This is a genomic window from Streptomyces sp. NPDC048504, assembly GCF_043200035.1.
Lineage (GTDB): Bacteria > Actinomycetota > Actinomycetes > Streptomycetales > Streptomycetaceae > Streptomyces.
This window is the reverse complement of the sequence record NZ_JBICXA010000001.1, coordinates 518,732-535,250: the sequence shown is the minus strand read 5'-3', so window position 1 is coordinate 535,250 and position 16,519 is coordinate 518,732. Positions and strand designations below refer to the sequence as shown.

The 16,519-nt window shown below is 68.4% G+C and carries 19 protein-coding genes; 4 read left to right on the top strand and 15 right to left on the bottom strand.

Annotated features, from left to right (window positions below; translation table 11 throughout):
- Positions 1-19: 19 nt before the first annotated feature.
- The 4 genes from ACGFY9_RS02520 to ACGFY9_RS02505 all read right to left on the bottom strand — a co-directional run bounded on the left by ACGFY9_RS02520 (position 20) and on the right by ACGFY9_RS02505 (position 4,711).
- Positions 20-1,297 (bottom strand): hypothetical protein, encoded by a 1,278-nt coding sequence (locus ACGFY9_RS02520; RefSeq protein ID WP_393751153.1) that lies wholly within the window; start codon positions 1,295-1,297, stop codon positions 20-22.
- Positions 1,294-1,869 (bottom strand): SigE family RNA polymerase sigma factor, encoded by a 576-nt coding sequence (locus tag ACGFY9_RS02515; protein ID WP_019063113.1) that lies wholly within the window; start codon positions 1,867-1,869, stop codon positions 1,294-1,296. Before ACGFY9_RS02515 ends, ACGFY9_RS02520 begins: the two co-directional genes overlap by 4 nt.
- Positions 1,870-2,372: 503 nt before the next feature.
- Positions 2,373-3,440 carry an aspartate-semialdehyde dehydrogenase gene (locus ACGFY9_RS02510; RefSeq protein WP_393751151.1) on the bottom strand — a complete coding sequence of 356 codons (1,068 nt, stop codon included), beginning with the start codon at positions 3,438-3,440 and terminating at the stop codon, positions 2,373-2,375.
- Positions 3,440-4,711, bottom strand: coding sequence for an aspartate kinase (locus tag ACGFY9_RS02505; protein ID WP_393751149.1), 1,272 nt, complete (start codon positions 4,709-4,711; stop codon positions 3,440-3,442). The genes ACGFY9_RS02510 and ACGFY9_RS02505 overlap by 1 nt, the downstream gene beginning before the upstream one ends.
- A 187-nt stretch (positions 4,712-4,898) precedes the next feature.
- On the opposite strand from ACGFY9_RS02505, the gene ACGFY9_RS02500 reads away from it, so the two are divergent.
- Positions 4,899-5,594 (top strand): response regulator transcription factor, encoded by a 696-nt coding sequence (locus tag ACGFY9_RS02500; protein WP_393751147.1) that lies wholly within the window; start codon positions 4,899-4,901, stop codon positions 5,592-5,594.
- Entirely contained in the window at positions 5,591-6,880 is a 1,290-nt protein-coding gene (locus ACGFY9_RS02495; protein ID WP_393751145.1) for an ATP-binding protein, read from the top strand. Before ACGFY9_RS02500 ends, ACGFY9_RS02495 begins: the two co-directional genes overlap by 4 nt.
- Here the strand turns inward: ACGFY9_RS02495 and ACGFY9_RS02490 are convergent.
- Both ACGFY9_RS02490 and ACGFY9_RS02485 read right to left on the bottom strand, forming a co-directional pair.
- On the bottom strand, positions 6,846-7,346 hold the full coding sequence (locus tag ACGFY9_RS02490) for an SgcJ/EcaC family oxidoreductase (RefSeq protein WP_393751143.1): 501 nt from the start codon (positions 7,344-7,346) through the stop codon (positions 6,846-6,848). The genes ACGFY9_RS02495 and ACGFY9_RS02490 overlap by 35 nt on opposite strands.
- A 105-nt stretch (positions 7,347-7,451) precedes the next feature.
- Positions 7,452-7,643: a hypothetical protein gene (locus ACGFY9_RS02485; RefSeq protein ID WP_365301806.1), complete on the bottom strand. Its 192-nt coding sequence runs from the start codon at positions 7,641-7,643 to the stop codon at positions 7,452-7,454.
- Between the two features lie 148 nt (positions 7,644-7,791).
- Between ACGFY9_RS02485 and ACGFY9_RS02480 the strand changes: the two genes are divergently transcribed.
- Positions 7,792-8,511, top strand: a complete 720-nt coding sequence (locus ACGFY9_RS02480; protein ID WP_393751141.1) for a TSUP family transporter — start codon at positions 7,792-7,794, stop codon at positions 8,509-8,511.
- Here ACGFY9_RS02480 and ACGFY9_RS02475 read toward each other — a convergent pair whose 3' ends face one another.
- The 4 genes from ACGFY9_RS02475 to ACGFY9_RS02460 all read right to left on the bottom strand — a co-directional run bounded on the left by ACGFY9_RS02475 (position 8,512) and on the right by ACGFY9_RS02460 (position 11,534).
- The gene (locus ACGFY9_RS02475) at positions 8,512-9,090 is read right to left on the bottom strand and encodes a Uma2 family endonuclease (RefSeq protein WP_393751139.1); all 579 of its coding nucleotides are present in this window, start codon (positions 9,088-9,090) and stop codon (positions 8,512-8,514) included. It abuts the gene before it with no gap.
- A gap of 91 nt (positions 9,091-9,181) precedes the next feature.
- Positions 9,182-10,234, bottom strand: coding sequence for a hypothetical protein (locus ACGFY9_RS02470; RefSeq protein WP_393751137.1), 1,053 nt, complete (start codon positions 10,232-10,234; stop codon positions 9,182-9,184).
- A gap of 284 nt (positions 10,235-10,518) precedes the next feature.
- The gene (locus ACGFY9_RS02465; RefSeq protein ID WP_393751135.1) at positions 10,519-10,719 is read right to left on the bottom strand and encodes a DUF397 domain-containing protein; all 201 of its coding nucleotides are present in this window, start codon (positions 10,717-10,719) and stop codon (positions 10,519-10,521) included.
- On the bottom strand, positions 10,716-11,534 hold the full coding sequence (locus ACGFY9_RS02460; RefSeq protein WP_393751133.1) for a helix-turn-helix domain-containing protein: 819 nt from the start codon (positions 11,532-11,534) through the stop codon (positions 10,716-10,718). The genes ACGFY9_RS02465 and ACGFY9_RS02460 overlap by 4 nt, the downstream gene beginning before the upstream one ends.
- 78 nt (positions 11,535-11,612) lie before the next feature.
- Between ACGFY9_RS02460 and ACGFY9_RS02455 the strand changes: the two genes are divergently transcribed.
- On the top strand, positions 11,613-12,023 hold the full coding sequence (locus ACGFY9_RS02455; RefSeq protein ID WP_393751132.1) for a hypothetical protein: 411 nt from the start codon (positions 11,613-11,615) through the stop codon (positions 12,021-12,023).
- A gap of 1 nt (position 12,024) precedes the next feature.
- Here ACGFY9_RS02455 and ACGFY9_RS02450 read toward each other — a convergent pair whose 3' ends face one another.
- The 5 genes from ACGFY9_RS02450 to ACGFY9_RS02430 all read right to left on the bottom strand — a co-directional run bounded on the left by ACGFY9_RS02450 (position 12,025) and on the right by ACGFY9_RS02430 (position 16,335).
- Positions 12,025-14,214 carry a tetratricopeptide repeat protein gene (locus ACGFY9_RS02450; RefSeq protein ID WP_393751130.1) on the bottom strand — a complete coding sequence of 730 codons (2,190 nt, stop codon included), beginning with the start codon at positions 14,212-14,214 and terminating at the stop codon, positions 12,025-12,027.
- 123 nt (positions 14,215-14,337) lie between these two features.
- Positions 14,338-14,550 carry a trypco2 family protein gene (locus ACGFY9_RS02445; protein ID WP_393751128.1) on the bottom strand — a complete coding sequence of 71 codons (213 nt, stop codon included), beginning with the start codon at positions 14,548-14,550 and terminating at the stop codon, positions 14,338-14,340.
- Between the two features lie 116 nt (positions 14,551-14,666).
- Complete coding sequence (locus ACGFY9_RS02440) at positions 14,667-15,329, bottom strand: DUF5063 domain-containing protein (protein ID WP_393751126.1); 663 nt, start codon at positions 15,327-15,329, stop codon at positions 14,667-14,669.
- Positions 15,322-15,921, bottom strand: a complete 600-nt coding sequence (recR, locus tag ACGFY9_RS02435; RefSeq protein WP_019070339.1) for a recombination mediator RecR — start codon at positions 15,919-15,921, stop codon at positions 15,322-15,324. The genes ACGFY9_RS02440 and recR overlap by 8 nt, the downstream gene beginning before the upstream one ends.
- 69 nt (positions 15,922-15,990) lie before the next feature.
- Positions 15,991-16,335 (bottom strand): YbaB/EbfC family nucleoid-associated protein, encoded by a 345-nt coding sequence (locus ACGFY9_RS02430; protein WP_356053061.1) that lies wholly within the window; start codon positions 16,333-16,335, stop codon positions 15,991-15,993.
- Positions 16,336-16,519 lie beyond the last annotated feature (184 nt).

The window sequence follows — 16,519 nt, the reverse complement described above, 5'->3', positions numbered from 1 at the left end:
TGTGGACCCGCGGTCCGGTCTACGACCCCGCCAGCAGACCCGTCCGGTAGACCGTGCCCGCGCACGCGTTCGGCACGGTGGCCGTGACCGTCGGGGAGCCCGCCTCCGCCGTGTGGGAGACCTGGACGCTGCCGTCGAGCGTGCCGTCCTCCAGGAGCTGGGTGGACGTACCCGTGTCGCCGGTCGTGGACCCGCTGCTGGTGCTGGCGTCCTCGGTGGGCGTCGGGGTGGACGTCGGGCCGCCGGTGGTGGTGCCGCCGGTGCTGGTGCCGCTGGTGGGGCAGGTCTCGGAGGGCACCCAGGCGAACTTGACCACATAGGAGGCGCCCGCCTGGAGGACCAGTTGGGAGACCTCCGTCGACGGGTCGGGCAGGCCGGCCGCCGCGTCCCCGGAGCTGTGCTGCTGCACGGTGATCTTGGTGGAGTCGGCAGCGCCCATGGCGTAGGTGCCCACGGTGCCGGGGCCGCCGACGGTACAGCTGGTGCCGGAGGTGTTGGTGACGCTGAACGTGCCGTAGACGATGCCTGCCGAATCGGCCGCGTCCACCGTCGAGTTGGACGCGCCGAGCTGGTTGGCCGTGCAGACGGACGCGGCCGTCCCGGTGCTGGCCGAGGGGTTCGCGCTCACGGTGCCGTGGCCCGGGGTCTTGCCCGTGCCGTCGTTCTTGTGGCCGCCCGGGTTCTGCGAGGCCTGTCCCGTGGAACCGCCGGAGGTGCTGGAGCCGCCGTCCGGGCCCTTGCCCTGACTGGTGCCGCCCTGCGCCTGTGAGCTGTTGCCCGCGATGGACGGGTCGGCGTTCGAGCCGGTGGAGTTCGAGACGTGCACGAGGGCCGGGATCGCGGTGCCGAAGAAGAGCACGGTGGCGGCCATGCCGACGAGGGCCTGGCGCTTGCGGGCCCGGCGGGCCGGTACCGCCTTGCGCAGGTGGTCCAGCGTGCCGTCGCGCGGCTCGACCTCCTGGACCGCCTGGTGCAGCAGCCGCCGTAGCGCCAGCTCGTCGGAGTCGAAGCCTTCGACTCCGTGCACGTCGTTGCCGTGCTCGTCGGGGCCCGGAAGTCCTACGGGTCCTACGGGGTGCCGTCCCTCGATGTCCGCGGAGTCCCCGGAGTTCTCAGGGGTCTCGGGGTTCCCGTCGAGGCTCGGCCCGGTGGGGCTCTGTTCGTCGGGGCCGTGGTTCACAGTTCCGTTCCCAGCATGTGTTTCGTTCGGCTGTTCCTTGCGCGCCCAGGTCGGGCCGCGCCGGACGTCGGGCTCGCGCCGTTCACGCGAACCGTTTCCCTCGGGCCTGTCGCTCATGCCGTGGCCTCCATGGCGATCCGGAGGGCGGCGATCCCGCGCGAGCCGTACGCCTTCACCGAGCCCAGCGATATGCCGAGCGACTCGGCGACCTGCGCCTCGGTCATGTCCGCGAAGTAACGCAGGACCAGGACCTCGCGCTGGCGGCGCTGCAGTCCCTTCATGGCCTTGATGAGGGAGTCGCGCTCCAGCAGGTCGTAGGCGCCCTCTTCCGCGCTGGCCATGTCCGGCATCGGCTTCGAGAGGAGCTTGAGGCCGAGGATGCGGCGGCGCAGGGCCGAGCGGGAGAGGTTGACGACCGTCTGGCGCAGATAGGCCAGGGTCTTCTCGGGGTCACGGACACGTTTGCGCGCCGAGTGGACCCGGATGAACGCCTCCTGGACGACGTCCTCGCAGGAGGCGGTGTCGTCGAGGAGGAGTGCGGCCAGGCCGAGCAGCGAGCGGTAGTGCGCCCGGTAGGTCTCGGTGAGATGGTCGACCGTCGTTCCGGCCGCGACGGCGTCGTCGACACCGTCGCGCTGGTTCGGGATGCGGGCGGGCCGCGCTGCGGGCATCGGCGCGATCACCGGCATGCCGCCGGGCGCACGGGATCCACGCGGAGGCCGTAGGGCCGTGCCGCGTGCCGCAGTGAAGTCGAGTACCTGAGCCACGCCAGTTGGACACGCTTCCCCCCTTGGGGGTTGTACGCGTCGGCCGTCACATTTACGTCAGACGAAACAGACAGTCCACACACCTGTCCTGCGTGATCACCCACCCGTCTGGTGTCAGGCAGCACAACCGGCAGTGCGTCGAACACCCTCATGCCTACCCGCTCTTCCCCTGTGTCACGAAAAGTCCGGGACGTCCCCACGTCCCTTACCGCATCCCCACGCGCCCACCTGAAGGGCGTTCGCAAAGACGCTCCCCGCTCGCCGCGCGGTTGCGGGAAGCGGGGAGTGAAATCTTCGGATGCGGAGGTGGCTGGATTCAAGTGGTCCCAACCATTAATCCGGCCACATCGTGCACACTGATCCTACAAACCCGTGCGGCACTGGCCAGCGGATTTACGGCCGGGCTGGGTAGGTGGGGGCTGCGCTCAGGCCAGTTCGCGGGCCACCAGCTCGGCGATCTGCGCGGTATTGAGGGCGGCGCCCTTGCGCAGATTGTCGCCGCAGACGAACAGTTCGAGCGCCGTCGGATCGTCCAGCGCCCGCCGCAGGCGCCCCACCCACGTCGGGTCGGTGCCCACCACGTCGGCGGGTGTCGGGAACTCCCCGGCGGCCGGATTGTCGAAGAGGACGACCCCCGGGGCCGTGGCGAGGATCTCGCGCGCCCCGTCGACGGTGACCTCGCCCTGGAAGCGGGCGTGCACGGTGAGGGAGTGCGTGGTGACCACCGGAACGCGCACGCACGTCACGGCGACCGGCAGCGCGGGCAGCCCGAGGATCTTGCGGGACTCGTCCCGCACCTTCATCTCCTCCGAGGACCAGCCGTCCTCGCGCAGGGACCCGGCCCACGGTACGACGTTCAGCGCGACCGGCTCCGGGAACGGCCCGGTGTTGTCCCCGACGGCCCGCCGTACGTCACCGGGCTTGGTGCCCAGGTCCGTACCGGCCACCAGGGACAGCTGCTGGCGCAGGGTGTCCACGCCGGCCCGCCCGGCCCCGCTCACCGCCTGGTACGACGACACCACCAGCTCGCGCAGCCCGAACTCGGCGTGCAGCGCGCCCACGGCGACGATCATCGACAGGGTCGTGCAGTTCGGGTTGGCGATGATCCCGCGCGGGCGGTGCCGCACCTTGTGCGGGTTGACCTCGGGGACCACCAGGGGCACCTCGGGGTCCATCCGGAAGGCGCCCGAGTTGTCGACGACGACCACGCCCTTGGCGGCGGCGATCGGCGCCCACTGGGCGGAGACCTCGTCGGGGACGTCGAACATCGCGACGTCGACGCCGTCGAAGGCCTCCTCCGTCAGGGCCACCACCTCGACCTGCTCCCCGCGCACGGCCAGCTTGCGGCCGGCCGAGCGCGGAGAGGCGATCAGGCGGATCTCGCCCCAGATGTCCGCATGCTGGGACAGGATCTGGAGCATGACCGTGCCGACGGCCCCGGTCGCTCCGACAACGGCGAGCGTCGGACGCACGGTCGCTCCGGTGCTGGCCATCAGCGGCCGGTGCCTCCGTAGACGACGGCCTCGTCGCTGTCGGAGTCGAGGCCGAACGCCGTGTGCACGGCGCGGACGGCCTCGTTGACGTCGTCGGCGCGGGTCACGACCGAGATGCGGATCTCGGAGGTCGAGATCAGCTCGATGTTGACGCCCGCGTCGGACAGGGCGGTGAAGAAGTCGGCGGTGACGCCCGGGTTCGTCTTCATCCCGGCGCCCACCAGCGAGATCTTCCCGATCTGGTCGTCGTAGCGCAGCGACTCGAAGCCGATGCCGTGCTTGTTCTTCTCCAGGGCGTCGATGGCCTTGCGGCCCTCCGCCTTGGGGAGGGTGAAGGAGATGTCCGTCAGGCCCGTGGAGGCCGCCGACACGTTCTGCACGATCATGTCGATGTTGACCTGCGCGTCGGAGATCGTCCGGAAGATCACCGCGGCCTCGCCCGGCTTGTCGGGCACGCCGACGACCGTGATCTTGGCCTCGGAGGTGTCGTGCGCGACACCGGAGATGATGGCCTGCTCCACCTTCTGGTCCCCAATCGGCTCACTGCTGACCCACGTGCCCTGAAGTCCGCTGAAGCTGGACCGCACATGGATCGGGATGTTGTATCGGCGGGCGTACTCCACACAGCGGTGGAGCAGCACCTTGGAGCCGGAGGCGGCGAGCTCCAGCATGTCCTCGAAGACGATCCAGTCGATCTTCTTCGCCTTCGACACCACACGCGGGTCGGCGGTGAACACACCGTCGACGTCGGTGTAGATCTCGCACACCTCGGCGTCGAGCGCGGCGGCGAGGGCGACCGCGGTGGTGTCACTGCCACCCCGCCCCAGCGTGGTGATGTCCTTCTTGTCCTGGCTCACACCCTGGAACCCGGCGACGATGGCGATGTTGCCCTCGTCCAGCGCGGTCCGGATGCGCCCCGGCGTGACATCGATGATCCGGGCTTTGTTGTGGACCGAGTCGGTGATGACGCCTGCCTGGCTGCCCGTGAACGACTGGGCCTCGTGGCCCAGGTTTTTGATCGCCATGGCCAGCAGCGCCATGGAGATCCGCTCTCCGGCGGTCAGCAGCATGTCGAACTCACGCCCGGCGGGCATCGGAGATACCTGCTCGGCGAGATCGATCAGCTCGTCCGTCGTGTCGCCCATCGCGGAAACGACGACGACCACTTGGTGGCCGTTCTTCTTCGCTTCGACGATTCGCTTGGCGACGCGCTTGATGCCCTCGGCATCGGCTACGGAGGAGCCTCCGTACTTCTGCACGACAAGGCCCACGTGCGCTCCTCGCTCAGTCCTGGTGTGTCGGCTCAGTTTAACGAGCGCCCGAAATTCCCTTCCCAGGTATCGCATGGTGAGATTCGGACGCCCAGGTCAGCGCATGCCCAATCCAAGGGTGCGGGAAAAGTGCCGAGCGTCACAGGTGACAGCTGGGAATCGGGTTTCCCGCACTAAGGTGCGCCGTGTGCGCGTACTTCTGGTGGAAGACGATGAGCCGGTCGCCGAGTCCCTACGACGCGGACTGATCCGCTACGGCTTCGAGGTCGACTGGGTCACCACGGGCGGGGCGGCGCTGAGCCACTCCGCCCCCTACGACGTCGTCCTCCTCGATCTCGGCCTGCCCGACACCGACGGCCTCGACGTGTGCAAGGCGCTCCGCGCCCGCGGCGACGTCCCGATCATCGTGATCAGCGCGCGCAGCGACGAGACGGACCGGGTGGTCGGCCTGGAACTGGGCGCGGACGACTACGTCTCGAAACCGTTCGGGGTCCGCGAGGTCATCGCCCGCATAAGGGCGGTGATGCGCCGCGCCCAGCCCCGCGCCGCCGCGGAGGCCGCGGGCCCCGACGAGTACGGCACCCGCCTCACCATCGACCGCAAGGCCGCGCGAGTACGTCTGGACGGCGAAGAAATCCCGCTCGCCCCCAAGGAGTACGACCTGCTGTCGTTCCTCACCGAGGAGCCCGGCGCGCTGATGTCGCGCGAACAGATCATGGAAGCGGTCTGGGACGCGAACTGGTTCGGCCCGACGAAGACGCTCGACGTCCATGTGGCGGCGCTGCGGCGGAAGTTGGCGGGCGCGATCACGATCGAGGCGGTACGGGGCGTGGGCTTCCGCCTGGAGATCATCACCTCCGGCGATGGATCGACGCCGTCATGATCCGGCAGCTCATCGTCAGCTACGTCCTCCTCGTGGCCGTGGCGCTGACCGCGTTCACCGTGCCCGTCGCCTTCACGCTGACCGCCCAACTCCGGGGTGACACCGAGCAGTCCGTGGAGCGCGAGGCGAAGACGATGGCCCTCCTGCTGAGCGGCGACGCCGCCTCGCGCGCCGCGCTGGACCGCATGGTCGTGGCGTACGCGCAGGAGACTCCCGGCACGGCCGAGGTGCTGCCGGCCTCGCGCGCGAAGACCGCGACGCACTGGGGCGACGGGGAGTTGGAGGTGACGGCACCGGCGAAGCGCGACGGCCGGACGGTCGGCGCCGTACGCATCACCTACCCGACCTCCGACCTGACCCGGCGCCTGGTGCAGATCTGGGGCTTCCGCGCGATCCTCGCCCTCGCCGTCCTGGCGGTGGCGGCGGGACTGGGCGCTCTGGTCGCCCGCCGCCTGACCCGCCCCCTGCGCCAACTCAACGACATGGCGAGCAAGTTCAGCGACGGCGACCTGACCGCCCGCTCCCCCGTGACGGGCCCGCACGAGACGCAGACACTGGCCAGGACGTTGAACCAGGCGGGCGAACGCCTCGACACTCTCATCGCCTCGCAGCGCATCTTCGTGGCCGACGCCTCCCACCAACTCCGCACCCCGCTCACGGCGTTGAGGCTCTCGCTGGACAACATCGCGGACGGCACGGACGACGAGTTCGTACGGGAGGACGTGGAGCAGGCGACCGCGGAGGTGGTCCGGATGAGCCGCCTGGTCAACGGCCTGCTGGTGCTGGCGCGGGCGGAGGCGAAGGTGACGGCGGCGGAACCCCTCCCCCTGCGGGAGATCGTCGCCGAACGCCTCTCGGTGTGGAGACCGGCCGCCGACGAGCGCGGAGTCGAGATCGCGCTCAGGGGGAGTGTTGTCGACGGCCGGCCGCTCGTGCTGGCCAGTCCCGGTCATCTCGAACAGGTCCTGGACAACGTGCTGTCGAACGCCCTGGAGGTGTCACCGGACGGCGCGACGATCACCGTACGGTCGGAACTCCGGGGCGACGAGGTCGAGTTGACAGTGACGGACGAGGGCCCCGGAATGTCCGACCCGGACAAGTCCCGCGCCTTCGACCGCTTCTGGCGCGGCCAGGGCCTCACCGGGCGCTCCGGTTCGGGCCTGGGCCTCGCCGTCGTACGCCAGTTGGTGACGGACGACGGCGGAACGGTGGCTCTCAGGGACGCGCCCGGAGGAGGACTGCTGGTCGCCATCACCCTTCGGGCATCACCGAGGAGTGGTGGTTGACGATCAGCCACTTGCCGCCGCGCTTCTCGTACTCGTAGGTGTAACGGGCCTCTACGACACGCTTGTTGCCGGTCTTCGGGTCGGTGAGCGTGATGTCGTAGGCACCCGCGTCGATGGCCGAGTTGCTGTCGAGGACGTTGATGTACGTCTCGACCTTCTTCGCGACCGGCTTGTTCGGCAGGAAGTGCTCGAAGTAGTCGACGATCTCGGCGCGGTCGGTGCGGATCTCGTTGGAGACGGTGGGCAGCAGCACGGCGTCCGGCGCGTACCGGTTGGCGACCTTCTTCGGGTCACCGGTCTGCAGGGCGGCGTTCCAGCCGTCGAAGATCGCGGCTATCTGCTTCTTGCTGGGCTTGGCGTCGTGCTGGGGCCCGGCGGTCGCGGCAACGGTGCCGAGGGTGCCGAGGGCCAGGACGGTGGTGACGGTGACGACTGCTGCACGCTTGCTCATGGACCGGCGGGTCATCTCAACTCCAGTGGTACTGGTGCCTTTTGGGATGACTCCAGCCTCGCTTTCGGCCGGTTAGCGCCCGTGCAGCGGACGTACAGGGGCGAGGAAGGGCTGCCCCAATTAACGCGCTGTGGCCGCCTGACCACGGTCGCGGACGAGGCTGACACCGGCTCCCAGCGATACCACGCCCATGCCGACGGCGGTCATCACGCCCTGCGTTCCGTCGACCACGAAGGGTGCGACCGCGGCGACGGCCAGGTTGAAGAGGAAGAGGAACCACAGGACGGGCTTGGAGGAGAGGAGGTTCTTCATGACGGGCATCCTTGGGATCTCGGGGCCGGTGGCTCGTTCACCGGCTGACGTGTTCAACGATCCCGTTTCCGCAGGTCCGCGACGAGGGAGTGCGGTCCCGAAGTGGGGGTGTAGCGGGCTACACCCCTGGCAGGAATGATGTTGCTCCATGACGGGGGACATACTGCTGGCCGCGATCGTTCTGCTCGGCTCCTCCGTGCAGTGGCTGACGGGCATGGGCTTCGCCCTGGTGGCCGTACCGGCCCTCGTCCTCCTCCTCGGCCCGTCCCAGGGAGTGGTCCTCGCCAACTGCGCCGCCGGCGCGATCAGCGTCGTGGGCCTGGCGGGCGGCTGGCGCCAGGTACGGGCCCGCGCGATGGTGCCGCTGTGCGTGGCGGCGGCGTGCACGGTACCGGCGGGGGCGTGGATGACCCGCCAACTCCCCCCACCTGTCCTCCTGTTGGTGATGGGCGGGTTGGTGACGGTGGCTGTCCTGCTGGTGATGAAGGGCGCCCGGGTGCCGGCACTTCGGGGCACTCGCGGTGCCGTCGCGGCGGGCGCGGCGGGCGGCTTCATGAACGCGGCAGCGGGGGTGGGCGGGCCGCCGATCTCCCTGTACGCGGTCAACGCGGGCTGGACGGTACGGGAGTTCGTGCCGAACGCGCAGTTCTACGGCGTGGTCGTCAACGCGTTCTCGGTGGCGGCGAACGGGGTGCCGTCGTTGAGTGGGGCGCGGTGGGGTGCCGTGGTCATCGCGATGGTGGTGGGCGGGGTGATCGGGCGGGGGTTGGCGGGGCGGATAGCTGAACCCCAGGCGCGCGCACTGGTGTTGTCGTTGGCGTTGGCGGGTGGGCTCACGGCCCTGGGGAAGGGGGCGTGGGGGTTGTGATCAGTCGGCGAACTCCTTGAGGGGGTCGGTGTCCAAGGTGATGTTCACGGGGTCCGGGATCTTGATGGTCGCGCCGAAGGGAAGCTTCTCCTCGTGTCGGTAACGGCCGTCCTCCGGTTGGTTGAACACGACGACCGAGCAGTCGTCACGGTCGATGAGGAGGTAGACGGGAATGCCTGCTGCCGCGTACCCGTCGGGCTTCTCAACCCGGTCGCGCTGATTCGTGCCGGAGTCGTACGACGTGACCTCCACGGCCATCAACACTCCGTCGGCCTCGGACCACTCCCCATGCCCCTTGAGGCCGCCCTTGGGCATCAGGATCGCGTCCGCGCGAGCGCGTCCCTTGCGGTAGGCCTCGGTCTTGAGGCCCCGCTCCGGATAGAGCCTGAGGTCGGGACGCAGTTGCATGCACCGCTCCAGTAGCCACATGTAGATCTCCGTGTGGTTGCCGTCTGGCACGGGCTTGACCTGGACCTTCCCCTTGATGAACTCCAGCCGCACGGTCTCAGGGGCATGGCGTTCCAGCTGCTCGAATTCCTCGACGGACATCTGGGGCTGCTGCTCGGTCCTGGGGGTCATGGCGTCGCCTCCTCGACTCCATAGTGCCCCGACCGGCACCTCCTGCACGCTCATACGTCGCCGCCCTCTCCTCCGTGCCGCTTCTCGACCGTCACGGCTTCCACCGCCTCGGCGGGAGGCCGTTCGCGATGCGGTCGCGGTTGTCGCGGTAGTGGTAGTGGACGCGGTCCTCGATCGGCACGGGGCGGAACGTGTCGGGCACGGGCCCGCCCGTACGGCGTTCCAGCTTCTGCTTCAGGAAGCGGGCCGTCGTCGTTCCCAGATAGGCGATCTCCTCGAACCCCTTCTTGATCTCCTCCTCACTCATCTCCGGCTCCGCGCGGCATTCCTCGCACACGCCGTTGATGATCTTCGCCGTCCGCTCGTCGGCGTCGCAGGTGGCGCAGGCCATGAGGACGCGGGTCACACGGGCGCGGAGGGGGCGGGTCTCGGCGGCGTCGTTCTTCTTCGGGGGCATCTTCGTCTCCAATCGGTTGCGGGCCAGTCCGCCCGGGTTCGTGATGGTGGGTGGCAGTCCGTCGGTCAGCGCGCGGGCCATGGCGGCCGGGGTGGAGCCTCGGGTCAGCCACTCGGCGGCGAGGGGTTCGAGGGCTCGGCACTCGGCTTCGGACAGGCTCATACGAGGGTCGGCGGAGCGGAGTCGAGTGAGGGTGCGGTACGCGGCGCTGGGCTCGGGGGTCGGGTTGGTCTCCGGCGTCCCGTCGGTCTCACTCTCGCGCTCCGGCACAGGGGTCGGGGTCGGAGTCGGGTCTTCCGTCCTCGCCAGGCCCGGCTGGTAGTCATGCGTGACGTCCCTGCCGTGGCGCTCGCGCGCGAACTCGGCCCACCACTGCGCCGACCTGGGCGTACGCGACCAATACGTCCGCGTCACCCATCGCATCGAGTTGTCCTCGACGGTGATGTGTTCCTTGATCCAGCGCAGGTGGCCGGCCTCGGTGAGGCTCTTGAGAGATGTACGGCAGGCCTGCTGGCCGTAGCGGGGGTGCTCGGCCGCGATCACCTTGTGGCCCATGGCGTGGCCGTCGTCGAGGTGGTCGATGAAGACGGCGATCTCGGCGTCTCGGGGGAGCAGATGTGCGAAGTCCGGGTCGGCGTACGGTTCTTCGTCACCCGTGGCGCGTTTTCCGTAGCCCGTATTGGCCATGGGGTGCGACGGGGACGGCAGGGCAGGGCTAGGCTGGGCGTAAGCCACGATCGACTCTCTTCGATTCGTAGGTCTAGGCCCCGGAGCCGGTGCTACCAACACCGACCGGGGCCGAACTATTTGCTTGTTTGCCGTGAACCTAGAGTGGCTTTACGTTCCAGCGCAAGCTGATCACCGAACGTCACCCGTTCGGGTTAAACCCCCCTCAACTCACGTACGGGCTTGGTTGGTTGGGTTGTTTTTACCCAGCCCAGAACCCAAGAAAAGAGCTCGGATCCCGGGGCTCAAGCTCCGGGGTGAGCTGCGGAGACTCCGGAGAGGAACGCCGTCCAGGCGGGGGCGGGGAGGGTCAGTTCGGGACCCGTGGCGTTCTTGGAGTCGCGTATGTGGACGGTCAACTGCGGTGTGGGGAGGGCGACCTCGACGCAAGCACCGCCTTCGTTGTCGCTGTGACTCGACTTGAACCACTTCAGCTGGTCACTCATGGCTGATCCACCATCCGTTCGACGAAACGGGCCGACTCAGCGGGGCTGAGAGCCTGCGTGCGGATCATGCTAAGCCGCTCGCTCACCCGGCTGACAACCTCCGGATCGGCCGACAGTTCGCTGGCGAACGGGCCCTCCGAATAGGCGAACCGCTCGTGGTCGAGGGTCTCCAGCAGCACCATGGGGCCCATGAGCGCGTCGCTGGTGGCCCGTTCGAAGGGGAGCACCTGCACGGTGACGTTCCGCAGGCGGGACACCTCCAGCAGACGGCGCAGCTGTTCGGTGTCCACCTGGGGACTGCGCAGCACCGCCTCATAGAGGACGAAACTCAGGGCCACCAGCGGCTTCCGCTCCGTGAGGATCTCCTGCCGCTCGATGTGTCCCTCGATCCGCTCCTCCACCGTCTCCTCGTCCAGGGGCGGGCAGCGGTTCTCAATCAGCGTGCGCGCGTACCCCGGCGTCTGCAACAGCCCCGGGACGACCGTGGTCTCGTACCACCAGAGACTGATCGCCTCTTTCTCACGCTCCATGAAGTCCTGCGCCCGCGCCGGAAACTTCTCCCTCAGCAAGTAGTCCTTGGCCGCGCTCAGCATCCCGTCAGCCCGGCACATCCCATCGGCCACGTCGAGTACGCGCGGCGTCGGCATCCGTACGCCCTGCTCCATGGACTTGATGGTGTCCGGCGCGTAGTTGGAGGCGGCGGCCAGCTGTTCCCGGCTCACATTGGCCTTCGTGCGCCCCCGCTTCAGCTGGTTCCCGCTGTACCGCCAGGCCGCAGGCGGCGGCAGGGAGTTGGCGTTGGACTGGCCCGACACAGCACCCACCTCCGACCGATACACCCCGGCGTGTATCACCTCAGTCACTACCGAGCGTAGCTTCGCAAACGCCACCGTGTGACCATGACCGAATCAATTCACCTACCGGACTGGATCCCCGCGTCCGGTCACCAACTCCGCCTCACCGGCGTCCATTTCGACGCCGTACGCATCGAAGGCGTACGGGGAGAACGGGTCGCCACGCGTCTCATCGAGGCCGCCGACGGGGATGCGGGGCCTGTCGTCTGCGAGGCCGCCGGGTTCCGGTGGATGTACTTCCTGCTCGCGCCTGGGGAAGTGCGCCGGCACAACTGGCCCTTGGGTGTGCAGCAGTTCGGGGGACGGGGCGCTCGTACCGTCACGTACATCGGGGTTCCGGCGCTGGACGGGAACACGTGGCCGTTGCGGTGGTACAGCGAGCCTACGGTTACGGCGCCGTTTGTGGAGGCGGGGAGGTTGGGGGCGGTGCTGGCGCTGGTGGGGGCGTAGGTCAGGGGTGTTGGGCGCGCGCGACGGCCAGATTTTCGAGGACGGTCTTTGTCGTCGGGTGGTCCTCGCCCAGTACACGAAGACAACCGGCAAGTGCCTGTTCGTAGAGCGGGATCGCTCGCGCCATATCCCCCGACACCTCATACGCGGCAGCCAGGTTGTTCCGCGAAACCAGCGTGCTCGGGTCATCGTCACCGAAGAGCCGAGTAGCGGCTACCAGAGAGCGACTCAAGCAGTCGGTTGCCTGACTCAACTGCCCTTGCTCCTGGAGAAACTGTCCCGTCAGAGTCACGATCGACACAATCTCAACCGTGTCCTCGCCCGGTTCGAACGCATCGAGGATGGCTTCGACGTGGGGAAGCAGGGCTCTCCAAGTCGGCCAGCCCGCAACGTTTCCCCTGGGATCGCGCGGAAGCTCGTCAAGCATCAGCTCCGTGGCCCGTTCACGCGCGGCCAGGATGCGTGCCTGATCACGATGCGGATCGTCCGCCGACGGTGTGCGAGCCACCATCTGGACCATGAGGTGGATGCCGACCCCCGTCCGGTCGAGCGTGATCATGTTGTAGTCGGCCAACAGCCCCAGGAGCTGGGCAAGGTCCACCGGGTCCTCGGCGAGCGGCTCGAACAGAGATCGCGGAATGCCTGTCGGGGCGTACCACGCCGCGATCCGCAAGATCTCCACCGCCCTGGGATCCTGCTCCTCAAGCACGTCCAGCGTGATGCGCCAGATCCGCGCGACCGTCCGCTCAGGGTCAAAGCCGCCCGGTGCCGCAGCCGCCGCACGCGCCGGATACTGCTCCAGCATGGCCCGGTACGCCGCGATCGAGACCTCCCTCTGCGCGATGAAGGCGCCGGCCTGTTCCAGAGCGAGCGGCAGATGACCGAGTTCGTCCGCCAGCGCGCGGGCCTCGTCTTCCTCACCGTTCCCGACGAGACCTGACAGAAGGGTCAGCGAAGCCTCCTGATCCAGCACAGACAACGAGATCGGGTCGCACACCCAACCCCGCTTGTACCGGCTCGTGATCAAGTGACGCCCAGAAGCCCGTAGTTGGCCCGTCCAGGCATGCACATCCCCCGGCTTCTCCGCGTTGTCGAAAACCAGCAGCCACCCAGGGTGTGTCTGCAACCACCCCACCGCCCACTCGGCGGCCTGCGTAGTCGTGAGGTCCGACGACTCCTCGCCCCGCAGCCGAACAGTCAGGGCCGCGAAACCCGCCTCGATCAGCTCAGGCGTGTCCGAGCGAATCCACCACACCAACCGATACGCCCCCGCATGGTCATGCGCGTAGTGCAAGGCAAGAGTCGTCTTCCCGACACCCCCAAGCCCGTGCACCGTCTGCGTGATCGTCTGCGACTCCGCCGAAAGAGCCCGCTCCAGCTCCGCCATCACCTCCACCCTGCCCACGAAAATCGGCGACGGCATCTCCGGCAGGTTGTTCACACCCGGCGGGACTTCGACGTCGTACACCGTTGCCCTACGCGGCGGTCCCTCCCGGTCCGCAACCGTGACGTCCTCCGGAACCAACTCCCCCACCGCCGCCACAAACCCGGGCCGCGCCGCCAACCCCACCACCGACACCGCCGTGAGCTGGTCACCGTCGTAATCCCGCCGCCGGTCGGTCGTCACGACCCCGATGAGCCGCCCCCGCACGAACAACGCCGCCCCGGACGCCCCCGCCCACGCCGACTTCTCGTCCCGCTTGCCAGGAACGGCGACTCCATCGACGTACGCCGTGATCAGCCCACCCGATTTGAGCCCCGTAAGCCTCTCGATGTGGCCGCGGATCTCCTTCGTGTCCCGGATGCCGTCCCGTACCTCGGACCTGGGGAAGCCGACCGCGACACACGCCAACCGTCCCTCATCCGCTACAACCGGGCCGCCGTCGATCCGGCCCCAACGGACGGGTTCAGTACCCACCGGCGGGAGCCATCCCGCATCCGTGATCCTGACCAACGCCCCGTCCGCCTGAGGCTCCCGCTCCAGATCAGGCAGTGGCTCCGTCAGTGGCCACAACACTTCCGCCGCAAGCCATTTGGAGTCGCCGTCGAGACCCCTGACCTCCAAGCCCCCACAGCCCAGCACGTTATGAAGAGCCGTCAGGACAAGGTCATCCGCGATCAAATACCCGGTCCCCGAACACTTCCCGACCGGATTCCAGATCTCCACGACCCGCCGCACGTCCACAGCCACAGGCCAACACCCCCGTGCTCCCCGTTACTTGGGGCGTTCCCCCGAGTCGTCCGTGATACGCAGATCCGTGCCCTCGGCATCGACCGGCTGGAGCGTGAGCTTCACGCGGCTCGTCGTGCCCTTCTACCGCGAGGCCTTCGCCTCCGCGCCGAACGGGAGCACCAAGACCTTCGCCCGTGCCTCCCCGTCCTTCTTCACGTCCACGGCGAACTCGATCTCCACCGGGCCGGTCCGGAACTGGATCTCCTGCCCGGCCCCGTCCCGCGCCGCCTGCTGAAGCTCCGCGCGGATCGCGCCGATCGCCTCGGCCAGTCCCGCCCATGCCTCGTCCGCCATCGGGCGTCCCCCTCGTCCCCGTACCCGCACATCCCCGTACACGCACTGTGGGGCGCAGCGTACTCGCCGCGCCCCACAACCTGCTTGAAAAGACCGCTGATTGACCAGCTGATTGACTACTTCACCGGCCGGATCCCCAACGGCCCCGCGATCTCCTCCGCCATCACCGCGCCCGCCTCGAACTCCAGCGTCTCGTCACCCATGACGCTCTGGTCCGTGTCCAGGCCGTCCAGTTCCGGGAGGGGCTGGTTGAGGCGGACGTGGGCGACCAGGGACTGGAGGGCGCGGAGGGTGGCCGAGGCGGTGGAGCCCCAGTTGGAGAAGTAGGAGAACTGCCACCACCACAGGGCCTCGGTGGTGCGGCCGGCGCGGTAGTGGGCCATGCCGTGGCGGAGGTCGGTGATGACGTCCGCGAGGTCGTCGGAGATACGGGCCGGTACCGGGGCCTTGCGCGGCTCGTAGGGGTCGAAGACCTCCGAGTACACGTCGATCGGCTCCAGCATCACCGCGAAGCGCTCGCGGATCTCGTCCACGTCCGGCTCCGGGCCCAGGTCGGGCTCGTAGCGCTCGTCCGGGAGGATGTCCTCGTGCGCGCCCAAACGGCCGCCCGCCAGGAGGAGTTGGGACACCTCAAGGAGGAGGAAGGGGACCGCAGAGTCGGGGTCCTCGCCCTTCGCGACCTCGAACACGGCCACCAGGAAGCTCTCGACCTGGTCCGCGATCTGGACCGCGAAGTCGTCCGGGTCCTGTGCGGTGGCATGCAGCGTGGCGTCAGACATCTAGGAGTCGTCTCCCCTCGAAGGCGCGGCCGAGGGTCACCTCGTCCGCGTATTCCAGGTCGCCGCCCACCGGGAGGCCGCTGGCCAGGCGGGTGACCTTGAGGCCCATGGGCTTGATCATGCGGGCGAGGTACGTGGCCGTGGCCTCGCCTTCCAGATTGGGGTCCGTGGCAAGGATCAGTTCCGTGACCGTACCGTCGGCCAACCGCGCGAGAAGTTCTCGTATACGCAGGTCGTCGGGTCCGACACCTTCGATCGGGCTGATCGCGCCGCCCAGGACGTGGTACTTGCCCCGGAATTCGCGAGTGCGTTCGACCGCCACGACGTCCTTGGGCTCCTCGACCACGCAGATGACCGAGAGATCGCGGCGCGGGTCGCGGCAGATCCCGCACAGCTCTTCCTGCGCGACGTTTCCGCAGGTCGCGCAGAAGCGGACCTTCGCCTTGACCTCCATCAGGCACTGCGCGAGCCGGCGTACGTCCGTCGGCTCGGCCTGGAGGATGTGGAAGGCGATCCGCTGCGCGCTCTTGGGACCGACGCCGGGGAGTCGCCCCAATTCGTCGATGAGGTCCTGGACCACGCCTTCGTACAACGGACTGCCTGCCCTTCCTGGAAGTCGTGCGGTACGTGCCGTACGTACCGTAGTTGGCCGCGGGCCGTCTTAGAAAGGCAGACCGGGGATACCGCTGCCGCCGCCCAGGCCCTGCGCGAGCGGGCCGAGCTTCTGCTGCTGGAGGGTCTGCGCGTTCTCGTTGGCCGCCTGGACGGCCGCGACGATCAGGTCCGCGAGCGTTTCGGTGTCCTCGGGGTCGACCGCCTTCGGGTCGATCTTCAGTGCGCGCAGCTCGCCGGAGCCGGTGACGGTGGCCTTGACCAGCCCGCCGCCCGCCTGTCCGTCGACCTCGGTCCGCGCCAGCTCCTCCTGCGCGTTCGCCAGGTCCTGCTGCATCTTCTGGGCCTGCTGGAGCAGCTGCTGCATATTGGGCTGGCCACCACCGGGAATCACGATCAGCTCCTGGTTTCCTACGACTGTCCGCATGGCTGTCTGTACGGCTGTATGGGCGAGGATTTCCCCGCTCGGCACGAGCCTACGTGGTCCGGGCAGTCATCGCTTCAGCACTCTTTCGAGTGAGTCTTCACCGTGTCCTATACCTGATCAAGACCCACTTCCGGGCGGAAAAGAGGTGAAA